Raw genomic sequence first — 17,566 nt, 5'->3', positions numbered from 1 at the left:
AAACACATCGATTGGACACGACATGTCTACCTCGTCATCTCGCCGCCTCTTTTTGAAGGGCGCTGCTGCCATTGGTATCGCAGGGGCGCTAGGTACCGGTCAGCTTGCGATGCAGGGTGCACAGGCTGCAACCTTGGATATTCAGAACATCCCCCTGGATTTGCGGGTCAATCAGGCCACGATTGATATTAGTGGTTTTACCCTCTCTTATGAGGTTTCCGGTTTGTCACCGATTTTTGAAAACGGGCTGTACACTCCCTATTTCGAAATCGGTAACTACACCAGGGATAAGGGATTTAAAGTATTTTATTTTATTTCCCTTGAGAAGAATCGTATGGATACCGATAATGTGTACCGCCAGACGGTCATTCTTCCGACGGATATGACAACCGGCCCGGAGGGAAAGTTTGGCATTCGTCTTACTCTGCGTCCTTACAATAAGCAATACACTATTCTGCGCACGATGGTTTCTGACGTTACCGTCAATACCGATTATGCACAGACGCCTTTTATCATTGATTTGAATGATGAAGATCCATATGCATATGACGTGTATACCGTGTGTCAGCAGAAGATGATGCTCATCGATAAGGACCGCCGCATCTACCCCTATCACCTGGCCACGCGCGGCGACCTCATGGATACGCTATACCGCACGGTGGGTTCGCCCAAGGTGTCTCTCCCGGCAGTTTCTCCGTACCCGGATGTTTCGCCACACGATCCCCGCTACTCTGCCTACATCTGGGCTGTGCAGAAGGGCCTGACGAGCGGCTGGTCCGACGGTAAGATGCATCCGGAGGCGGTGGCTCACCGCACGACGATGGCCGCTTTCTTGTATCGTTTCAACGAGGTGTACCCGGTTCATGTTGGAGGGACTCCCCCCACTCCTGTGGTGCCGGCGGATATGCATCCCGGGTCTCCGTTCTTTAGGGAGTCTGTATGGTTGCATACTCGCGCGAACATCGATCCGAATTTTGCGTATAAGAGCGCGAATTTCTTCCCTGATCACGAGGTTACTCGTGCAGAATGGGCGCGCGCACTGATTATGCTGCGTCTGGATATCATGTGCATCAATATGCGCGATTAGGGATGGATTGATTCGGTCCACCATTTTTCTTCGCTAGGTACCGCATATTGCGCGGGTTAACCGCTGAGAACAACAGCTGAAGATAGTGACCTGCAGAAGGGGCGGTGAGAGTTTTTCTTTCACCGCCCCTTTTGTGTGCCTGTTTTCTAGTGCAGGAGCTACTGAGTACCGTTTTTAGTGCTGGTTATGTTTCCAGTTTTGTTTCTCTGTTGTGCAGTCTTTTTGGGGTTTGGGCTTTATATAAAACCGGGGCATAATTTTTGAATTTTTGTCTTATAACTATCATCGGCATGTTTTTTCGTGTTTTCGTTGAATGTCTATGACGCGGGTTGGTAGGCTGAAATTGCACTTCAGCATGCCGCCGCTACGGGTCCTCTGCACTGCGGATTCGGCGCGGGTTCGGTACGGTGGACTGTCACTCATTTATCCTCTCAACTTCTTTTCTCATTCGCCCTCTTTCATGCAGAAAATTCAGATTGGATGATGATGTCCTCCTTCTTTAAGCCTGCTCGTGGCACGCGCCGAAAAGTTGCGGGTGTTTCCCTGTCGTTGGGTTTGTCTCCGTTGCTGGCTTTGACGCCGGTGGCGGCTCAGCCGGCGCCCGCCTCCCCCGCCCAAAACACCCCCGCACAGAACGCTCCCGTGCAGAACAAACCTGCGCAGGGTGATCAGCAGGATGCTTCCCTGCCGGCCCTGCACGTATCCAGCGGCTCCCTCGATATTCTTCACGGTGGTACCGTTCATGTGGAGGGTACCGGGCTGAGCCCCGAGTTCTTGGCGCATCATGAGCTGCGTAGCCTCACGATTGCCCCGAAGGGCTCTTCGACCTACGCTAACCCCTACCAGAAGGTCGATCACCGCGGCCTTATCTTTGACGCCCCGAAACCGGCTGCTGACGGCAGTTTCAGTGCTGACCTGACGGTTCCGGCGAATAGCCTGCCGGCTAACCTGGAGTACGAGGTCATTCTGACCTACCGCCCCGTAGATGAGGCGCACCCCTATGCGTGGAACACTGAGGATCGCGTCCGTACAGCACTGCCGGTGGAGCATAACCTCCCGGAGGCTGTGCTCCCCTCCATCACCTATGATGTTTCGGCTATTTCTGAGGAGCAGATTGCCTCCGGTCAGCCGATTGAGGTGACGCTAACGGGTACCGGTTTTCAGGATGTCAGCTCCATGAGTTTCACCCTGTCCGAGCATGATGAGCAGGGAAAGGTCACGAACTCTAATGTGGCTTCGCTTGGTGAACTGAAGGCACCGGATACGGAAGAGAATCAGCGCATTTTCAAGGGTCTGATTCCTAACGGCTATTTCCAGAAGAAGGTCACTATCCCTGCGGGAGTCCTGAAGTCCGGTAAGGGGTATTCCCTAGGTGTTTCCGGTGTAGAAACCCACGGATGGAATAAGCTGTCGCGTAAGTTCCCCTTCGTTCCTGTGGGCAATCACCCTGCACGCATGGCGTATCAGAATAATTCGTTCAGGAACACCCTGCCGAAGGTTTCTGTTTCTGCACAGGATTTTGATCCCGGTCAGGACCGGGTTTATAAGGTGACTATTTCTAATATTTCCCCCGAGGTGGACCTGGGGTACTACCTTGAGTCTGTGGCGATTTATAACGCCACCTCTGGTGAGATGGCGCCTTTTGCGATGAATAATGTAGCGGACCAATACTATAAGCGTGATGAGCTGGTAACCCGCAATGCTGACGGTACTCTGACCGTGGATGTTGAGTATAAGGTTCACGGCGATTCCAGCGATAGGCCTTCTTCTCGCGGTTCAATGGCTGAAGTGCGTGTGGTGTTCTCAGACTCTGAGTATTCGTACGGTAGCCATAAGTTCACGGTGAGCACTCAGCTTCCGATGGCGCCTCTTGCCGCTGATGCTGTTGATTGGGAGAACCCAGCAAATGTTCAGTTGAAGGTTGATTCGGGGACCCTCAATATTTCTCAAGGCGGCACGGTGTCGGTGACGACTTCCCCGTTGAGCGCCGAGTTCCGTAAGAAGTACACTTTCCACGAGCTGGCTCTGGTGCAGCGCGGATCGGTGTACGTGTATTCGGAGCACAATGTTTATGCACCTCTCGACGAGTACGGCGGGATGCTCAAGGACTTGGAGCCTCAGGTGCGGGAGAACCCGGACGGTAGCCTCACCTACACGTTTGAGGTTCCCCCGCAGTACGTTGAGGCTGCCGACGGTGAGCTCTTCGATGTGGTGATGACGTACTACCCGTCTGATGAAGCTGAGCCGGAACCTTCGAGTAGCTCGAACCGTTTGTATGCCCGCGCCCATATTGATGTGGTTCAGGACGCGCAGCCGACCCGTGGGACTTACACCTTCAGTCGATCCGCTATCGATGACCCGTGGAAGGATACGACGCTGCGGGTTGAGGGACGCCATATCTTCTCGGGGGCTAGGGAGCAGTTTTCTGGAGATTCGGCGGTCATTGCTATCTATGAGGCTGACCCTGCAACGGGAAAGATGGTGGGTAAGCCTGTGTTCACTCAGCAGGTGGACTACACGTACTACGGGGTTAACTACAGGTGGTTCCGCAATAACTATTTCAGCACGGAGCTGAAGATTCCTGCGGGTACGTTGAAGCCGGGCAAGCTCTACTTTATTGGCATGTACGGGAGCGGGTTGCCTTACCCTGATATGGAAGATTCTCCGGGCTCTATGCTAAATGATGTTGTGGAGTTCCTTCCGGTGCATTCTCCTGAGCAGGACTCTGCGGGGCCCACATTGCATCTTGGCTCGGTGAACCTGAGCCCGTACGCGAAGACGAACTCGTTTACGGCGCGCGCTACCGGGCTCTCTGCACCGGGTGAAGGGTCATACCGCCTCTCGGTGCAGCATGTTGATGAGCAGGGGCGTTTGACCGGTCAGACGGTGTTCCAGCAGGCGATCCCGGCTAAGCTCATCAAGGACGGCAGGGTGGAGCTGAACCTGACGATTGCTCAGCAGCTGAGCTATTCGGGTGCGTATCGTCTGGTCTTGGAAAAGGTCACCCCCGGTAAGGATGGTGCCGGCGAGTCGGTGGAGCAGCTTGCTGTCGAGGATATTCCTCTGAAGCTGACTCACAAGGATGAGTTGCAGGCTGCTGAACGCTGGTTTGCTGAGCGTCAGATTCTGCCTGATCCTTCGCCGCAGTCCAGGAATAGCGGTATGACACGCCGCGATGTGACGGTGGCGCTGTACCACCTGGCGGGTTCCCCGAAGGTTAAGCTGCCTGCTTTTAGCCCGTACGCGGATGTGGCAACGAACGACCCGGACTACGCCGCGTACATTTGGGCTCGTCAGAAGGGCATTACGTTCGGCTGGGCGGACGGCAAGTTCCACCCGGAGGCGAAGCTTTCGGCCCCGTCGACGGTGGCGTTTATGTACAGGTACCAGAAGGCGATGAGTCAGGTCACACCGAAGGCACCAACCTCTGCCTCGTTGCCCGGTAACTCGTCACTGCCTGGTAACCAGGATGCGCCCCGGAGTGCTGGCGGCTGGCAACATAAGGTTCGTCAGGGTAGCGCTTTCTGGCGTGAGGCTCAGTGGGCTGTTGATCACCGCATGTGGGGTTACCGCGTTGACGGGGAATACGCCTATGAGGACTTTGATAGTTCTTTCGTTTCCTCGCATGATTTAGCGTTGATGCTGTACCGCTTGGAGCACGGCGGCAGCCACCTCAAGTAGCTCCCGGTCGTGGTGTTAGCCATTTTGGTTGGCTTTCGTCAAATAGGCGACTTTATGACTTGTTTTATTTGCCATTTTTCTCTTGAGTGACTTTGATGTTGCTTTGCCCACCGCATGACGATATTCATCAACTTTACATAGTTGATGTTTTGGTTTTCGTCGATCATGCGGTGGGTTTTTCTCCTCTGTAGAAAATAAAACCCCGCCCACAGCTTAGTTTTTATGCTTATCAGTGCAGGATTTAGGCATATTTTCCACTGCGTGCATATAGTTTTTAAAGTTATACTTTAGCTTAAGGCCAACCCCTTGGCGTGAGACTTTTTCCGAGTCCCCACCCATTCCAATTACGGCAGGTCTTATCTATTTGCTACGGTGTTGATACGCACTTCCATACAATGCGTCACACCGATAAAACTGATTGGATACCTATGTCCTCACTTCCGAGCCACCCGCGTTTCGTGTTCCCCAAAAACATGGTGAAGGGCGGTTGCGCCCTCACTCTTGCCGGCGCGGTACTCTTGCCTCTCTCCCCCGCCATGGCAGCTCCCGCCGCGAATACCCCGGTAGCAACCGGTGCTGTGCAGCAGGGAGAAGCACAGAACACGCAACGTCTGCAGGTTACCTCCGGCACCTTCGATATCCTCAAGGGCGGCACTATCACCATTAACGGATCCGGGTTCTCCCGCAAGTTCGTACACGATAAGTCTTTCCGCCTTTACATCGTGCCCAAGGGCGAGAGCATCGCTTTCCCGCCGCATCACCCGCGTGACTACCCCTACTATACTCAGGACGTGCCGTCTTCTGCTTTTGCTGCGGACGGCACCGTGAAGCTCACTGCGTCGGTGGGCGCCAACTTCTTTGAGGCAACCGGCTCTTCCTTCGATGTGGTGCTTGGTTACCGTGACTCCAACCAGGACGGTTGGATTCCGGCGGGCGAGACTCGCACCGAGCTGAAGGTTGCTTCCGTTCCCACGGTCTCCTCCCCGACTCTGAGCTACAGTGCTTCGACTGTGGATGCCTCAGCAAACACTTCAATCACCGTGAACGGAGCGGGATTCCAGGACATTCCCTATAACGGTAACGAGTCGCTGATTCTAGCCGTGCGCGCCGTTGACCCGGCCACCGGCAAGCCGACCGGCCCCGCTCTGGCTCAGTCCGAGGCAAAGTTCACCTCCTACTCGGCGTTCTTCAGCCAGTACATGGGCTACGTTAACGGCCGCTTCAGCACGAACCTGAACATTCCCGCAGGCACGCTGAAGGCTGGCACCTCTTACGTTGTGCAAACCTTCGAATACACCGTCCCGGAGGATAACGATCAGGCGAATGAGCAGGCTCTGAGCACCCAGGCATTCGTGCCGGTAACTGGCGTAAACGCCGTCCACGCTGATCCCTCGGTTACCTTGAGTACCGATTCGGTGGATCTGGGATCTTCCACTACGGTTCGCGTGAAGGGTTCTCATCTCAACGTTCCGGCAGGTTCTTCGGTTCAGGTTCTCTTCTGCGCAGCAGAGGCTGATGGCAAGCCTACCGGTGAAGCCATCCAGAAGGTTGTGCTCCCCGCCGACCGCGTGTCTCAGGGTGCTTTTGAGGCTGCCCTGTCGATTGACGGAACCCAGCTTGAGTCCGACGGCCACTACGCAATTTTCGTGAACGTGGTATCGGCTAAGGGCGAGAGCGAGCGCATCTCGGCTACCTACCTGAACCTGACCGGCACCTCGCCGCAACAGAAGAACAGTTTTGCCGATGCTCCTTCCACCTATTCCCTACACAAGGCTGTGCAGTGGGCCAATGAGAAGAAGCTCCTGGATCCGCGTGAGAAGACCTGGTTCGGCGCGAACGATAACGCAACCCGCAGTGACCTGGCCGTTGCACTGTACCGTCTGGCGGGTTCGCCGAAGGTTAATCTGCCTGCAACCAGCCCCTACCCGGATGTGAAGACCACTGACCCTAACTACTCCGCCTACATTTGGGCTCGTCAGAAGGGCATTACCTACGGTTGGTCCGATGGTAAGTTCCACGCCGAGGCTGGTGTTTCGAACGCTACCGTGGCCGCTTTCCTGTACCGTTACGACGGCAGGAAGCACGTGACCGTCACTGAGACTCCGTACACGGATGTCGCGGTGGGTTCGGCGTTCTACCGTGAGATTACCTGGGCCAAGCAGCACAAGCTTCAGGTGTTCCCGGGTAGCCAGTACTACCCCTCGACTCTGATGAGTCGCGGTGAGCTGGCTGGATTCTTGATGAACTACGCGGGCCGCTAAGGGTTAGCGCAGGAGCTTTCTTCCGCCGGGCGGATGCGGACGCTACCGAAAGGTGCGTCGCGCATCCGCCCGGCGAGCGTTTACGGAGGCGTTCTGGTTGCCCTGTGTTTCTTCGCTGTTTTATGTGCAAACCGTTCGGGGATAGAGCAACAATATTCCCCCTTGTCCACAGCCTTTTAGCGGGGTGAATTCGCATTTTGGGTTCTGTGGTTTATGCTTAGGTTTAAGCATATTCGTACGTATATTCTCCTTTTCCGGCGCGGAATATACGATAGCGTGCTACAAGAAACACACCGACACACCAACCACATCGAGGATTTATGTCCCGCAACGCGAAGCGTTCCGTCACGTCTCATTCTTCAACGAATCACCATCACTCCGCGCAGATTCCTAGCCCCGTTGCTTCTGCTGAGGCCTCGGTTGAACCGCGGAAAGAGTCCACTTCCCGACGCCGACGCGTCGAGTTGGGTGTGGGTGCGGTAATCCTGGCGGGTGTGCTGTATCTACCTTTCTCTCCTCTTCTCTCGATGGCCGATCCCTCGCAGGCGAATACGCCGGCTGCTGATGCGGCCGCTTCGGTATCGGCTAGCCTTCGTGCGTCTGCGGACAGCAGTCCCTCGCAGAGTGTCTCTTCTCCCGCAACGAAGTTGCACCGCCCGGTCGTTGCTTCTCCCGATTACCAGCCTGTCTTCGAGGATGTTCCGGAGGGCTCAGCCTACTACGATGGCGTGCGCTGGGCCGTACGCGCCAAAGTGATGGATCCCGACTCCGAAACTCTCTTTGGAGCGGATGCCGTGGTAACGCGAGGTGAGTTGATTCGTATCTTCTACCGTCTTGCAGGATCGCCGTCTGTGATTCGTCCGGAGCACTCCCCCTACGAGGATGTGAGCGAATCCGACCCGAACTACGACGCCTACCTGTGGGCGCGCGATCAGCAGATTACGAGCGGTTGGAAGGACGGTAAGTTCCACCCGGAGGCGCCCCTGTCAAATGCCTCGACCGTTGCCCTGCTACACCGTGCTGATGGCTCTTCGAAGATTCAGCTGACGGGCACTTCACCGTTTAGCGATGTGACTTCCTTGACCCCTTTCTATCGCCAGATTGTGTGGGCATCTCGCCGCGGCGTGTCGACGGTATCTGAGGGGGAGGCTTTCGCTCCGACGGAGCACACGTCAAAGGCACGCGTGGCGATGGTGCTGTACCTGTACTTCCGCACGCTGTAACCGGCGGCTCCCGGGGTCTTAGAGATTAAAATAATGGGAAACATTCAACCTAACATTGAGCGGGTCTGAGATTTCCAGTTGAGGGTTTGATAGGGTGAAGTTATTCCCGAAACCGACGGGGATAACCAACCAACCCATCGCACCCGTGCCCCTGGACGCGGGGGTGCCTCACCGTTTTCGGTGCGGTGTTCCGCGATGTTGCGCGCCGCCTCCAGCGGTACCGCATACCGCGGTGCGAGACACGACAGAACCGATAGGGATAATGATGTCTTCTCTTCCGAACTCTAAGACCCCCTCTTCTTTTGCCCGCGCAGCACAAGGATGCGGTGCGCTGGTTCTTGCCGGTGCCATGGTGCTTCCTATGAGTCCGGCACTAGCTCATAACGTGGTTGCGGATGCCCCCGCCGCCGTTGCTTCCGGCTCCCTGCCAGCTGACCCCGCTCCGAAGGTCAAGGGTCATCAGAAGGCCGAGCCGAAGCCGGATCCCAAGCCGGTGGAGCAGACCACCACTTTTGAGGTATCCGTTCCTAACGGTTACAAGTACGATGGCGTGAATACTTTCCTCGTCACGACCGAGGGCGGTACCGTTCACGTGAAGGGTTCGGGCTACACCAAGGAGTGGCGTGCCCAGCACGGCACCGTGGCGTTGTACATTGCACCCGCAAACTATGCACCCTCCGGCTACAGGATTCCGACCTCGGATATGCTGCGTTTTGTAGAGGGTAAGGACTTCACCATTGCCGATGACGGCACTTTTGAGGCTGATCTGAAGGTTAAGGCGTACAAGCTTGCCGCCTACTACTTCATTGACGACGACATTTTCCACGACCCGACCGGCGGCACGAAGTACGACGTCCGCTACGAGATTCATGTGGTTGCTGAGCAGAAGGGTCAGAAACCGCTGACAGCTGAGGAACTGTGGACCAGCAAGAACGTGGTTCACACTCAGGTGCTGAACACTCTGGGCGAGAAGCCGGAGCCGTTCGCACCGCGCCTGAGATACGACGCTGTGGCTGATTCTGCAAAGGCACAGGTGTTGGACGTTGGCGCTCAGGGGTTCAACGGCAATATCGATTCTGTCAAGGGCGTTCAGTTCGTGGTTCGTGAGAAGGGCTCGAACACCCCGGTTCTGGCCACCAGCGACATTATCGAGTTTAATCACCCCACCCAGGCTTGGGCCTACCGTGACGGCAACCTGAACGGTACCGTGAATCTTCCGGCAAACACCCTGAATGCTTCGAAGAAGTACGTGATTGAGGTCTGGGCTAACGACGGCTACAGCGAGAACGGCGAGCTGCTCGCGCCAGTCGTGGGCAAGTCCACCGAGGGTCGCGGCACCCTGCTCGCATGGCAGGACCTAGATCTGAACGGCACTAACGGCTACAAGGATGCAAACCTGCCCACGGCTCAGGACAACGACAAGAAGCCTGACCCGGCACCTCAGCCGACCCCCAAGCCCGAGCCGAAGCCGCAGCCGACCCCCAAGCCCGATCAGAGCCAGCTTCAGCAGGCCACCCGAGGTGAGCTTACGGCCGCCCTGTACGTGCAGGCGGGCACCCCCGAGGTGAAGCTCCCCAAGACCTCCCCGTGGCCGGATGTGAAGACCACCGACCCGAACTTCCCGGCCTACGTGTGGGCTCGCCAGAAGGGCATCACTTTCGGCTGGTCGGACGGCAAGTTCCACGCCGAGGCTGGCGTTTCGAACGCAACCGTTGCGGCCTTCACCTACCGCGCGGCGGGTTCGCCTGCGGTAACGGGCACCTCCTCCTACAAGGATGTGACCCCCGGTTCGGCGTTCTACCGTGAGATTCTGTGGGCTCAGCAGAACAAGGTGGTGTTGAACGCCAGCGGCGTTTTCGATGCTCAGCATATGGTGACCCGCGCTGAACTAGCCACCCTGATTGCGGCTTACCAGGCTCGCTAATCTGGATTCGTTGACCGGGATTATCGAAGCAAATCGGATAGGTTAGTCTCTCTTCCCCCCCCCCGTTTGCTCCGGTCAGCCCCGGCCATCGTAAGCCCTATCCCAGGGAGCCCTACTCCAAGAGCCCGGCCCGCGCCCCATTCAAAGTGATGGGGTGCGGGCCGGGCTTTGGCATACTGTGAGAATCCGCGCGGATTCTTATAAAGTTCCCGTCCTAAAAAGTTCTCGTCCTAAAGCTCCCACGCAGGGGCCGCGGCGGTGCTTGCCGAGCGCGCATCCTGCCCGGGTTGCACGCCGGTGGGAACCGTAAAGTCCCACGGGTCGGTGTTGAGCGCGGACAGCTTCGTTTCAATACTGTAGCCGCGTTCGGCCAGTAGCTTGCGCAGGCGATCTGCGGCCGAACGCAACCACAGCGATTCGCTGGCCGGGTGGGAGCAATCAATCAGCGCGATGTTGCTGCCGTCAACGCGAGCGGTCTCACGGAACTCGCTAGCCGGATGATGGCGCAGGTCGGCGGTAATGTACACCTGCGCGTCGGTGGCGCGTACCGCATCGAAGAGGGAGTCACCGGCACCGCCGCAGAGGGCAACCCGGCGAATCGGCTGGTCAGCACGGCCCGCGATGCGCAGCCCACCGGCGGTGGGAGGCAGAGCCGTAGCGAGGCGCTCGGCAAGCTCCTTCAGGGTCAGTTCTTCGGGCAGAGTGCCGATGCGGCCGGTGCCCACCGTATGTTCCTGCCCGTCGAGCACCTGGGTCTGCACCTCGGTGAGCGGTTCGCGGTCAATGAGGCCGATGGCGTCGCAGAGCGCCTCGTTCACGCCTTCAACGGCGGCATCGGCGTTAGTGTGGGCGCCGAGCAGGCCGCATCCGCCCTCGATGAGGGTGTGCAGAACGTTGCCCTTGTAGGTGCTGTCGGGGATAAATTTTGCGCCGCGTAGCAGCAGCGGGTGGTGGGTGATGAGTAGCTGCGCGCCTTCGGCTACGGCTTCTTCAGCGGTGGCGGTGAGGGCGTCTACTGCGAAGAGGACGGTGCGCACGGGGGCGGTAGCGCGGCCCGCAACGAGACCGGAGGCGTCCCAGCCGGCGGCAAGCTGGGGTGGGAAGAGCGTGTGGAAGGCGTCGACGACATCTGCGAGGGTAGGGGTTGCGAGTTTTTCAGTCATGCTTCCATTGTGACAGGTGGCGCGGCAGGGCAGGTGGCGGTTTACGCCAAAGCCTGCGGTAGCGCAGGAATATTGTGCGGCCCTGCGGTGTTCTTTAGGTAGTGTGGTTTTCGAAGTGTTAGTTCGAGGCCCAATATTCGAGGAGGAATCATGACTGATGTTGTTCTTGCCGGCGGCTGTTTCTGGTGTTTGGACGCCGTCTACCGCCAGTTCCGCGGCATTGAGGCCAGCGTGTGTGGCTACACGGGCGGCGATACTCCCGACCCCGATTATCGTTCGGTGTGTTCGGGTGCGACCGGGCATCAGGAGGCGCTGAAGCTCAGCTTTGACCCGCAGGTCATTGACCTGGATACGGTGCTGGATATTTTCTTCACGAGCCATGACCCGACCAGCTGGGATCGTCAGGGTGCGGATACCGGTTCGCAGTACCGTTCGGTGCTTTTCTACGCGGATGAGCAGCAGCGTGAGGCGTTTGAGCATGCGGTGGCGCGTGCTCAGCAGCTGTACTCCTCCCCCATTGTTACGCAGATTAAGCCCCTGGGTGTGTTCTATGAGGCTGAGGAGTATCACCAGAACTACTACGCATTGAATCCGGCGCAGGGTTATTGTGCGTTTGTGGTGAGCCCCAAGGTGGCCAAGGCTCGCCGCGCGTTCTCGCATCTGCTCCGTTAGATTAATTTTGTGACGGGTGATGGATAGGATGAGCGCGTAGCCCGGGTATGATGTTTGTAGTAGCTCACTCAGCTCTGATGAACTCTACCGAAAGGCTATGATGAACAGCCCTTCCCCTATTTCTTCCGTTGTAACCCGCCGTGCCGCTCTTCTGGCTGCCGGCGCTGGTGCCGCTGTGACCCTGAGCGCCTGTGCTCAGTCCGTGCATCCGTTGTCGAAGTCTTCCGATTCGGCTTCCGAATCCGCTTCGGCAAGTGCTTCCGCTTCTTCCAGTGCCTCGGCTTCTTCCAGCGCTTCTGCTTCGGCCTCTTCAGATAAGTCCTACAAGGGTCCCCTGAAGTTCGACAACTACGAGAAGAACGGCACCTACGTTCCCGCTACCGAGACCGAGAAGGCTAAGAACGTTCCGAAGCCGCTTCCCCCGGCGCATATGAATGATCGGAGTCCGGAGGGAATCTACGAGTTTACGGGCTTCTGGTTGGCTTCTATCAACTACCTGATGCTCACCGGTGATCCTGAGCCGCTGAAGAAGGCTGATTCTGCCGATGTGTACGTGAAGCAGTTTGATGAGTACGTTCAGCTATACCAGGACTACGATGGTTGGACTTACGGTGCCGATACTCTGATGGAGATGAGCATCCTGGAGGATTTGCCCCGTCAGGACTCTAAGAATCCCAACCAGTATACGTGGAAGGCGAACCTCACCTTCAGCCAGGATTTGAAGGCTCACGTAGACGGTAGTGCCCCTCACCAGGTCGCTAAGAGCAAGGGTGGCCGGACGTATATTGGTGTGGAGTATAAGAATGGCGTCTGGGTGATGCTCACCGGCGACGAGAACGACGCTTCCCCATCGGCTTCTTCGGTATCGGCCTAGTATTCTTTTTCCCCTCCCGCGCACTATTGATAGCGTGCGGGAGGGGTTTTATGTTTTCAGGCTAACGTCTTTAAGTACTCGCCCGAGAGTGTATTCGATTCATGACGTGCGGTGAAGGGGCCGTTAGGGAGGGCGGGTATGATTGGAGCGGTGACTCACTCAACTTCCGATAATCCACGAATTTGAAAGGCTACGATGACCGGCCCTTCTTCCGCCTCCGTCACCCGACGCACCGCGCTGTTTATCACCGGAGCCGCGGCTCCCGTCGCGCTGAGCGCCTGCGCTCCGAAGGTGCGTCCCCTCGCTGATTCCTCTGCTTCCGCCTCGGGCTCATCTTCTTCGTCTAGCTCGTCCGTTTCTTCGAAGGCCTCCACTTCTGCTTCGGCCTCTTCGGGTATGTCCTATAAGGGTCCCCTGAAGTTCGACAACTACGAGAAGAATGGCACCTACGTTCCCGCTACCGAGACCAAGAAGGCTAAGAACGTTCCGAAGCCGCTTCCCCCAACTCATATGAATGATCGGTCGATCGATGGTATCTATTCGTTCCTCGGTTACTGGATTTCGTCGATTAATTACGTGCTACTCACCGGTGATTCCGAACCGCTGAGCAAGTCCGATCAAGATTACGTGGAGATTTTCAAGCGTTTCTCCGACATGTACGAGGACAAGTCCGGCTGGATGTACGGTTCTGATGCCCCAATGAGTATCTCGCTTTATACCGATGCTCCTACCCAAACGTCTTCGAGTTCTAGTTCTAGGCCGCGGTATCGTTGGAATGGCCGCCTAAATCTTGATCAGAATCTGAAAATTTATGTGGAGGGCAAGGGCTCCGCTTCTGCCTTTACCGCGAAGAGCCATGACATCTACATTGATATGACCTACAAGGACGGCGGTTGGACCGTTATCACCAAAGATACGAGCGACGACGACAGCGGAAGTTCCGGTGCTTCCCCCTCCCCTAGTTCTAAGAGCCCGAAGAGCGATAGCGGGAAGAGCGGCGGCCTTAGCGTCTAGCAGAGAGCCCCTAGGCTGAACAGTCGTATGCGGCGAATACTTCGCACCTAGTGTGTGAGCATTCGCCGCATTTTTGCGCTTGTGGACGGCTTTATATTGGGATGAGTAGAAGCCTGCGATATTCTGGTTTTAACTGTTCATGCACGTACATTACTCAGAAAGATTCTTATGTCTACTCTGTACACCCGTCGTACCGCGCTGACTGCGCTGGGTATGGGCGCCGCTACCCTGCTGGCTTCTTGTTCGTCTCACTCCTCTGAGTCGTCGTCCTCGCCGAGTGCGACGGCTGCTTCTTCGAACGCAAGCACGACTCCTTCTGCTTCCGCCACCCCTACTCCGGAGGCGACGACCACCGTTGAGGCCGGCCCTAGCCTGAAGGGCGAGGTCGTTCTGGGTGATTACTCCTCGACCGGTACTTTTGAGGCCGGTACGAAGGACCACAAGGCCCAGAACGTTCCGGTTCCTCTGGAGCCTGCGAAGTTGCGTGAGAACAGCGTTGAGGGTCTGCATGCCTTTATTGCTTACTGGCAGGCCACCCTGAACTACCTGTTGCTCACCGGTGAGGGTGCACGCTTCACCAACATTGATCACACGGGTGATTACACCACGGTGGCTGAGCTGTTCCAGAGCATGTACGCTTCTGATAGCGGCTGGGTGGTTGGTTCTGAGCGTCCGTTGGTCTTCTCGCTGACCGCGGATCGTCCCACGAAGGATACCCGCACCGGTTACTACACCTGGGCTACCGAGATGACGGTTGATACCGCTGAGGGTGCTGGCGTGTACAGCAAGACCAACGACCGTACCCAGCCTTTGGCTGATGTGTTCAAGTATCAGGGCAAGCCGGTGATTGGTCAGGTGGTGGCTCACTACCAGGATGGTACTTGGCGTATGGTGCGCCGTACCCCCGGTACCGCTTCGCCTTCGCCGGTTGCGTCGGTGAGCTCCGCTGCTAGTAACGCAGCTTCGGAGTCGCCGACGGCTGAGGCTAAGTAGCCTCGTCTTTTGGTTTGGGAAGCCACATGTTTGTCGAGATGTTGCCGTTGGCGGCTGATTGATGAGCATGTGGCTTTTTGCTGTGCTCAGCACATCTGTACTGGGCATAAACAAAGAAGCTCCCCAGCCTTTCGACTGGAGAGCTTCTTTCCTAGTGGTGACCCCAACCGGATTTGAACCGGTGTTGCCGCCGTGAGAGGGCGGAGTACTAGGCCGCTATACGATGGGGCCGTGAGATTTACATCTCTTTCATCAGGTCTCCCTGACAACACATACTACTATACAGAGATTCTACGAAACGGCCAAATTCAAATCCAGTGAAACGGAACACATTATCTAGTACTGGTTTCGGCGGTCACAGAAACCCCCATCAGACACTCTCCCACAACGCAGATGCGCCCCGCACACTCGGTACGGGGCGCATCCGAAAGGATCAGCTAGAACCAACCAAATACTGTTACATGCTAGGACTGACGGCGACGCAACACCATCAGAGTGGCGCCAGCAATCAGGACGAAGGCGCCCACGGCCGCCAGGCTCAGAACGCTCTGCGCACCGGTCTTAGCCAGCGAACCGCTCCGAGTCGAAGACTTTGTGGCCGAAGCATCTGCATGAGCCTTAGAACCCTTCGACTGAGAGTCAGAGGAAGAACCAGAAGCAGGCTTCGAAGAAGAGCTCTTCTTCGCCGGGGTCTTCACAGTGGAACCCTTCTGCTCCTGAGCGACAGAAGCGTTCGAGTCGGCAGTCTTAGACTGAACACTACCCTGATGCTGGGTAGCCGAGGATTCAGCAGGCTGGCCCGGCAGGCTCGAGTCATTCGAAGCGGCGCGGTTGTCAGCCTTATCGGCGTCTTCTTGAACATCATTAACAATCAGCGGGCGAGCCGAATCGTAGTCGCGGTTCAACGCGACATCAGGACCAGCGGTCACGGTGCCGAGCAGGTAACCCTGGCCGTACGTCATGGTATTTGCCGGTACACGCAGGGTACCATGGAAGGAATACTTACCCGTCTGCTCGTTGTACACGAAGGCGCTGGCCGGAATAATCGTAGAGACCTTCTGAATGTTCTGCATCTCGCTGTCGGTCAGCTTGTCATTACCAGGAGCCCACTCGCCGTCCTTAACCGGGAAGAGGCGAATACCCTCAGCCGGGGGCTTATCGAAATCATCACCGGAGACGTGGAAGGTGTAGGGGCGAGTAATATCAACCGTACCCTCAGCAAAGTTCAGAACAGGACCGATAATCACAGGCAACGCTTCCTTCGGGTAACCCTGGAACGCCACCTTAGAAGGAACAATCGTTGCGGGCGAGGTGAACTCACCATCGGCAAGCTCAACATGGAACTTCATGATGGAGTTCGGCTTCAGAGTCTCACGCGTGGAGGGGATGGTCTTACCGTCGCGACCAACCCTGGCCTTAGACATGTAGTTGTCGGTAGTCGAACCGTCACCGGTCTTCGGGTCGAGAACGTAAGGTACAGAGGCGGTTGCACCCTCAATATCCTGCTTATCCACGGCCACAACGGAGCCATCATCAGCAAGAGTCAGGTCATTAGCCTTGCCGCCGTTCATCTGAACCTCACCAATCACACGATCGGTCTTGGCATCAAAAACAGCAATCTTACCGGTACCGAAATCGGAGACGTACACGAGGTCACGCTCTTCATCATTAACCATGGCCAGCGCCTGGGTACCGAACTTCACGAACTTCTTGAAGGCACCGGTCTTCAGGTCATACACCGAAATACCGGAGTTAACACCCTTCACACCCTGAGACGACACGTAAATCTCGTTCTGAGAGTGGTCAATAGATACGTCGGAGGGGCGAACCTCAACCGAGGAATCCTCACCACGGGTCTGGATGACCTGCTCAGTCTTCAGGGTCTTAGTGTTAATCACGAAGAGCTTGCCGCTGGTACGCTCGGGCACGTACAGCTTATCGCCATCGATGGCCATGTTCATGCCGATGTAGCGGGTACCACCGTCGGGCGCACCCTGCAGCTGAATCTTGGTGACATTGAAGGTATTCATGTCGATGGCCGAAATATAGTAGCGGCCGGTCACGAACACCTTGCCAGATGCGTTATCCACGCGGACTTCGCGGGGGTGCTCAATCCAGTTCGGGTCAGTCTGAGCCATGCCGTGGCTGGTCCAAATCTGCTCCATGGTCTCCTGATCAAACACGGAGAGGGAGTTGTCCGTCGTGTTAGTGACCCACACGGTGCCGTTGGCATCATCAACGGTAATACCGTACGCGGAGACATAGCCGAACTGGCCGTTCGCGTCATATTCGAAGGGAAGGACCGCCACTTCTTCAATCTTCATGGTGTCTGCATCGACACGCGCGATAGTGGAGGCCAAGTCGCTACTGCCACCCACGCCGACCATCCAAATCTTGTGGTGCGCCTGCGAATAGGCCACCTGGTACTGACCGGGCAGGCCCTGGGTAATCTGCGCACTGGATGCAGAGACATCCACAACACGGCTTTCAGTGCTTTCCGAAGCAAAGGAGGAAGCGGGGTGCGCATTGCTGGACTGGGTTGTGGTCGGTTGGGCAGTGCTCGGCGCCGCAAAGGAAGCCGGGATCATAGCTGCGCCAGAAATGGCGAGCGCGAGGGAGCCAGCAGCGATACCCTTCAGCGCCTTACCCGAAGAAGGAGTGAGATTCAATGTGT

At 56.7% G+C, this 17,566-nt stretch carries 11 protein-coding genes and 1 tRNA gene; 9 read left to right on the top strand and 3 right to left on the bottom strand.

Annotated features, from left to right (window positions below):
* Positions 1-22 precede the first annotated feature (22 nt).
* The 5 genes from JX292_RS03145 to JX292_RS03125 all read left to right on the top strand — a co-directional run bounded on the left by JX292_RS03145 (position 23) and on the right by JX292_RS03125 (position 10,176).
* A complete protein-coding gene (locus JX292_RS03145) occupies positions 23-1,087 on the top strand; it encodes an S-layer homology domain-containing protein (RefSeq protein ID WP_204861366.1) in 1,065 nt (354 codons plus the stop codon).
* A gap of 480 nt (positions 1,088-1,567) precedes the next feature.
* Positions 1,568-4,768, top strand: coding sequence for a siroheme synthase (locus tag JX292_RS03140; protein WP_239653607.1), 3,201 nt, complete (start codon positions 1,568-1,570; stop codon positions 4,766-4,768).
* A gap of 428 nt (positions 4,769-5,196) precedes the next feature.
* On the top strand, positions 5,197-7,029 hold the full coding sequence (locus JX292_RS03135; protein WP_204861364.1) for an S-layer homology domain-containing protein: 1,833 nt from the start codon (positions 5,197-5,199) through the stop codon (positions 7,027-7,029).
* Positions 7,030-7,349: 320 nt separating this feature from the next.
* Positions 7,350-8,252, top strand: coding sequence for an S-layer homology domain-containing protein (locus tag JX292_RS03130; RefSeq protein WP_204861362.1), 903 nt, complete (start codon positions 7,350-7,352; stop codon positions 8,250-8,252).
* Positions 8,253-8,517: 265 nt separating this feature from the next.
* The gene (locus JX292_RS03125; RefSeq protein WP_204861780.1) at positions 8,518-10,176 is read left to right on the top strand and encodes an S-layer homology domain-containing protein; all 1,659 of its coding nucleotides are present in this window, start codon (positions 8,518-8,520) and stop codon (positions 10,174-10,176) included.
* A 230-nt stretch (positions 10,177-10,406) separates the two neighbouring features.
* Here JX292_RS03125 and JX292_RS03120 read toward each other — a convergent pair whose 3' ends face one another.
* Entirely contained in the window at positions 10,407-11,339 is a 933-nt protein-coding gene (locus tag JX292_RS03120; RefSeq protein WP_204861360.1) for a Nif3-like dinuclear metal center hexameric protein, read from the bottom strand.
* 150 nt (positions 11,340-11,489) lie between these two features.
* Between JX292_RS03120 and msrA the strand changes: the two genes are divergently transcribed.
* The 4 genes from msrA (at position 11,490) to JX292_RS03100 (ending at position 14,892) form a co-directional block, all read left to right on the top strand.
* Positions 11,490-12,011 (top strand): peptide-methionine (S)-S-oxide reductase MsrA, encoded by a 522-nt coding sequence (gene msrA / locus JX292_RS03115; RefSeq protein WP_204861358.1) that lies wholly within the window; start codon positions 11,490-11,492, stop codon positions 12,009-12,011.
* Positions 12,012-12,108: 97 nt separating this feature from the next.
* Positions 12,109-12,885, top strand: coding sequence for a DUF6318 family protein (locus tag JX292_RS03110; RefSeq protein ID WP_239653606.1), 777 nt, complete (start codon positions 12,109-12,111; stop codon positions 12,883-12,885).
* A 195-nt stretch (positions 12,886-13,080) separates the two neighbouring features.
* Positions 13,081-13,899, top strand: coding sequence for a DUF6318 family protein (locus tag JX292_RS03105; protein WP_204861356.1), 819 nt, complete (start codon positions 13,081-13,083; stop codon positions 13,897-13,899).
* A gap of 168 nt (positions 13,900-14,067) precedes the next feature.
* Positions 14,068-14,892 (top strand): DUF6318 family protein, encoded by an 825-nt coding sequence (locus JX292_RS03100; RefSeq protein WP_204861349.1) that lies wholly within the window; start codon positions 14,068-14,070, stop codon positions 14,890-14,892.
* A 155-nt stretch (positions 14,893-15,047) separates the two neighbouring features.
* On the opposite strand, the gene JX292_RS03095 is transcribed toward JX292_RS03100, so the two are convergent.
* Positions 15,048-15,123: transfer RNA gene (locus JX292_RS03095), tRNA-Glu, on the bottom strand.
* 233 nt (positions 15,124-15,356) lie between these two features.
* Positions 15,357-17,561 carry an LPXTG cell wall anchor domain-containing protein gene (locus JX292_RS03090; protein ID WP_204861348.1) on the bottom strand — a complete coding sequence of 735 codons (2,205 nt, stop codon included), beginning with the start codon at positions 17,559-17,561 and terminating at the stop codon, positions 15,357-15,359.
* Positions 17,562-17,566: the final 5 nt, after the last annotated feature.

This window comes from Rothia mucilaginosa (assembly GCF_901875305.1).
Classification (GTDB): Bacteria; Actinomycetota; Actinomycetes; order Actinomycetales; family Micrococcaceae; genus Rothia.
This window is presented reverse-complemented; position numbering and strand designations above follow the sequence as displayed.